This is a genomic window from Pseudomonas sp., from assembly GCF_037994325.1.
Classification (GTDB): domain Bacteria; phylum Pseudomonadota; class Gammaproteobacteria; order Pseudomonadales; family Pseudomonadaceae; genus Aquipseudomonas.
Map to the genome: position 1 here is coordinate 1 of NZ_JBBNAH010000397.1, position 4,435 is coordinate 4,435.

6 protein-coding genes are annotated in these 4,435 nt (G+C 61.3%); all 6 read left to right on the forward strand.

Features of this window, described 5'->3' with window-relative positions; genetic code table 11:
- A partial coding sequence (locus tag AAAB16_RS13470) for a cytochrome ubiquinol oxidase subunit I (protein WP_340663779.1) occupies positions 1-356 on the forward strand: 356 nt, incomplete at its 5' end.
- Positions 346-1,353, forward strand: a complete 1,008-nt coding sequence (gene cydB / locus AAAB16_RS13475) for a cytochrome d ubiquinol oxidase subunit II (protein WP_340663780.1) — start codon at positions 346-348, stop codon at positions 1,351-1,353. The genes AAAB16_RS13470 and cydB, both read left to right, overlap by 11 nt.
- A 13-nt stretch (positions 1,354-1,366) precedes the next feature.
- A complete protein-coding gene (locus AAAB16_RS13480; protein WP_110617063.1) occupies positions 1,367-1,507 on the forward strand; it encodes a DUF2474 domain-containing protein in 141 nt (46 codons plus the stop codon).
- A gap of 156 nt (positions 1,508-1,663) precedes the next feature.
- On the forward strand, positions 1,664-2,170 hold the full coding sequence (locus AAAB16_RS13485; protein ID WP_340663781.1) for a sigma-70 family RNA polymerase sigma factor: 507 nt from the start codon (positions 1,664-1,666) through the stop codon (positions 2,168-2,170).
- A complete protein-coding gene (locus tag AAAB16_RS13490) occupies positions 2,167-3,156 on the forward strand; it encodes a FecR domain-containing protein (RefSeq protein ID WP_340663782.1) in 990 nt (329 codons plus the stop codon). Before AAAB16_RS13485 ends, AAAB16_RS13490 begins: the two co-directional genes overlap by 4 nt.
- A gap of 139 nt (positions 3,157-3,295) precedes the next feature.
- Positions 3,296-4,435 (forward strand): TonB-dependent receptor plug domain-containing protein (locus AAAB16_RS13495; protein ID WP_340663783.1); only part of this gene is annotated, 1,140 nt, incomplete at its 3' end.

Here is a 4,435-nt window from a genome sequence, read left to right on the forward strand (position 1 = left end):
CTTCCGGGCTGATCGCCATTCTCGCAGGCTGGTTTACCACTGAAGTGGGCCGACAGCCGTGGGTGGTGTACGGCTTGATGCGTACCGCCGATGCCTCGTCCAACCACAGCTTTGCGCAGATGAGCCTGACCCTGATTCTGTTTGTGGTGGTGTACTTCGCCCTGTTCGGCGTCGGCCTCGGTTATATGGTGCGTCTGGTCCGTAAAGGCCCGGTTACCAACGAAGGCAAGGAACAAGGCATTGGCGGCCCTGGCCAGCACCGTACGCCGGCGCGGCCTCTGTCGGCACCGGGTGAAGGCCTGGAAGCCGATCAAAACCACGACGCCAACGACGGGAGCACCACCAATGGGCATTGATCTTTCGTTTATTTGGGCGGTGATCATCGTCTTCGGCATCATGATGTACGTGGTCATGGATGGCTTCGACCTGGGCATCGGCATCCTCTTTCCGTTCGTCAAAGATGCCGGCGAGCGCGACATCATGATGAACACCGTGGCGCCGGTGTGGGACGGCAACGAAACCTGGCTGGTGCTCGGTGGCGCAGCGTTGTTTGGCGCCTTTCCGCTGGCCTATTCGGTGGTGCTTAGCGCGCTGTACCTGCCGCTGATTTTTATGCTGCTGGGGCTGATCTTCCGTGGCGTGGCCTTTGAGTTCCGCTTCAAGGCCAAAGAGCGTAAACGGCATATCTGGGACAAAGCCTTTATCGGCGGCTCCCTGACCGCAACCTTCTTCCAGGGCGTGGCGCTGGGGGCGTATATCGACGGTTTGCCGGTGGTTAACCGCACCTTTGCCGGCGGCTCGCTGGACTGGTTGGCGCCGTTCCCGTTGTTCTGCGGAGTGGCCTTGATTGCCGCCTATGCGCTGCTGGGCTGCACCTGGCTGATTATGAAAACCGAAGGCCGTTTGCAGAAACAGATGCACGACTTGGCGCGGCCATTGGCCTTTGTGCTGTTGGGCGTCACCGGCGTGGTCAGTTTGTGGACCCCCCTGGCCCACGCGGAAATCGCCGAGCGCTGGTTCAGCCTGCCCAACCTGTTCTACTTCCTGCCGGTGCCATTGCTGGTGCTGGTGACCTTCTACGGCCTGCTGCGCGCGGTGCATAACAACCGGAACTACCAGCCGTTTCTGCTGACCTTAGTGCTGATTTTCCTCGGCTACAGCGGCCTGGGTATCAGCCTGTGGCCAAACATTATTCCGCCGTCGGTCAGCATCTGGCAGGCCGCTGCGCCGCCGCAGAGTCAGGGTTTTATCCTGGTGGGCGCGCTGTTTATCATCCCGTTTATCCTCATGTACACGGCCTGGAGCTACTACGTATTCCGCGGCAAGGTGACGCCGGATCAGGGTTACCACTAGGGTGGGGCGGCTAATGGACAACACCGAGAAAAAGCCCTTGTGGAAACGCTTGGGTTGGCTGGTCGGAATTTGGGCCGCCAGTGTGCTGGCCCTGGGCGCGGTGTCGTACTTGCTGCGCATGTTTATGCATGCCGCCGGTATGACCACACCCTGAGGCCTGTACGCTGTGTTACGCGCACCATTGCGGTCTCCTGGGAAATCGCAATGGTGCGCACAGCACATCCTACGGCGCGGCATGCCGTCGGCTCTCATTTGAAATTCATTCTCAACAAAGGTATGTTGCGCTTCCTTCTCCACGCCGGAAGCCGTTGTGCCTGCGCCTACCGACCCTCATTCTGCGGACGATCAGTTCCAGCGCCACTCCGGTGAGTTGCTGCGCTTTTTTCGTCGCCAGTTGAAGTGTGCAGAGCTGGCGGCCGACTTGCGCCAGGAGGCCTGGCTGCGGTTTAGCCGCCGCGAGCAGGGCGAAGAAATCGGCAACCTGCGTGCCTTTTTGTACCGCATAGCGCGCAACCTGATCATCGACCACCACCGCCAACAAGATGCCCGTCCCACGCAGGAAGTGGTGCACGAAGAGCTGGAGTCCGAGCAACCCGGCCCAGAGCAAATCGCCGCTGGCAGCCAAGGCGTGGCCCGCTTGCAGCAGGTGTTACAGGGCTTGCCCGAGCATTTGCGCCAGGCGCTGTTGTGGAATCGTTTGGACGGTTTAACCCAGCGCGAGATCGGCGAGCGCTTGGGTGTCTCGGAAAGTATGGCCGGACGCTATATCCTCAAGGCCCTCGAATATTGTCAGCAGCACATGGACGCCGGCCAATGAGTCACCCCACCCCCGCACTCGACCTGCCCCTGGCGCAAGCGCGCGAATGGCAAGTGCTGCTGCATTCCGGCCGCGCCAGCGCGGCGGATAAGGCCGCGCTGCAGGTGTGGCGTGAAGCCTCGGCCGCCAATGCCCAAGCCATGGCGCAGGTGGAAGGACTGTGGTCGCTGCTTGGCCAACTGGGTGAAACAGTCGCCGATGTGCCTGCGCTTTCGGGAGTGCCTAAGGTCGTGCCATTACCGCGTCGGCGTTTTCGCGCAACACGCTGGGGCGCGTCCCTGGCGGCTGCGGCAGCATTGCTGTTGGCCGTGTGGCTGCCGCAAGGCCTATGGCTGGGGCTGTACGCCGACTACCACACCAGGCCTGGCGAAGTGCGGGAAGTGAAGTTGGCCGATGGCTCGACCCTGACACTAAATGGCGACACCGCCCTGGATTGGACGGTTAGCGACGGCCGTCGCGAGATCAAACTGTACCGCGGCGAAGCCGACTTCCAGGTGGCGCCTGATGCCAACCAGCCGTTTTACGTACTCGCCGGCCCGGCGCAGATTCGCGTCACCGGTACCCGCTTCGACGTCAACTACAGCAGCGATGCGCGCGTTACCCTGGCGATCAGTCACGGCCAGGTGCAGGTCAGCGATGGTCGCCATGCGGCTCAGTTGGTCAATGCCCAGCAGCAAGTGGCCTGGCTCAACGGCGACCTGCAAAACCTCGAACCCCTGGACGAAGCGCAGCGCCTGGCCTGGCAACGTGGCCGCTTGGTATTTCGCTCGCGCCCGTTGGACCAGGTTTTCGCCGATTTGCAACGCAGCCAAGGCGGCCGTGTGCTGTTTCTTGATGATGCCGCGCGCGACCTGCAAGTGACGGGTGTCTTCGCCAGCGCTGACCCGGCCGCGGTGCTGCGCGCCATCGAACACAACCTGCCGGTGAAGTTTGTCCGGCTGCCGGGCCTGCTGCTGGTCTCTGCTCGCGAGCCTGTAGCCCAGTAAACTCGCTGCCTTCAGCCTGCCGTTAAAAATAATTCGAAAATAATCACGGGGCTGGTTCAGAAATCGGCGGCGTTTACGTCTTCTGTCTCTGCAAATGCGAAGTTCTCGCAAAAAGATCGAGCAGAACAGGACCTCCACCATGGCTCGCACGCCTTCCCGCCTTATTCAGACTTTTCTGGCCATTCCCTTTGCCTGCACCGCCATGGCTGTTTCTGCTGTCGAGCTCAACGTGCCGGCGCAAAGCCTGGAAGCGGCGCTGACCGACTTCGCCGAGCAGGCCAATGTGCGCCTGATTTACGACGCCAGCCTGACCCGCACTCAGCAAGCACAGGCCTTACACGGCAACTATTCGCTAGCCGACGGTTTGCAGCTCCTGCTCCAAGGCTCCGGCCTGACCTACACCATTGACGCCGACGGCACCGTGTCGCTACAGCCAATGGCGGCCACTGACGGCGCCATCGAATTGGGCGCCACCAACGTCAGCGGCTTTGCCGCCGGCCGTAGCGATTTACCGGAAACTTATGCCGGCGGTGATGTGGCCCGTGGCGCGCGCATCGGCATGCTCGGCGACCAGGATATGCAGGACACGCCCTTCAGTGTTTCCAGTTACACCAGCCAGCTGATCAAAAACCGCCAGGCACAAAGCCTGGGCGATGTACTGGAAAGTGACCCGGCGGTGCGTCAGTCCAATGGCTTCGGCAACTTCTCGCAGGTGTTTGTAATTCGCGGCTTTCAGCTGTACTCCGACGATATTTCCTTAAATGGGCTATACGGTGTGCTGCCGCGGCAGATCATTTCCACCGAAGCGGTGGAGCGGGTGGAAGTGTTCAAAGGCTCCAACGCTTTTCTTAACGGTGTGTCGCCGGGCGGCAGTGGCGTGGGCGGGGGCATCAATATCGTCTCCAAACACGCCGAAGACACGCCCACCCGTAGCGTCACCCTCGACTACAGCAGCAGCGACCGGGTTGGCGGCCACATCGACTTGGGCCAGCGCTTTGGTGAAGACAATAAGTTTGGCGTGCGGGTCAATATGGCCAAGCGCGATGGCGAAACCGCAGTGGACGGCGAGCATCAGCACTTCAGCCTGTTCGCCGTTGGCCTCGACTACCGGGGCGAACGCCTGCGCCTATCGACCGACTTCGGCTACCAGAAACAGCGTGTTAACGAGGGGCGCTCGGTGATTTACCTGACCCCGGCCACCCTGCATTCCACCCCCAAGGTGCCCGACGCTGACGCCAACTTTTCCCAGCCGTGGTCGTACTCGCAGTTGGAGGACACC

Excerpts from the sequence above, each read along its gene's own strand:
- cydB (WP_340663780.1), top strand. The coding sequence starts at position 346 with ATGGGCATTGATCTTTCGTTTATTTGGGCGGTGATCATCGTCTTCGGC.
- AAAB16_RS13480 (WP_110617063.1), top strand. The coding sequence starts at position 1,367 with ATGGACAACACCGAGAAAAAGCCCTTGTGGAAACGCTTGGGTTGGCTG.
- AAAB16_RS13490 (WP_340663782.1), top strand. The coding sequence starts at position 2,167 with ATGAGTCACCCCACCCCCGCACTCGACCTGCCCCTGGCGCAAGCGCGC.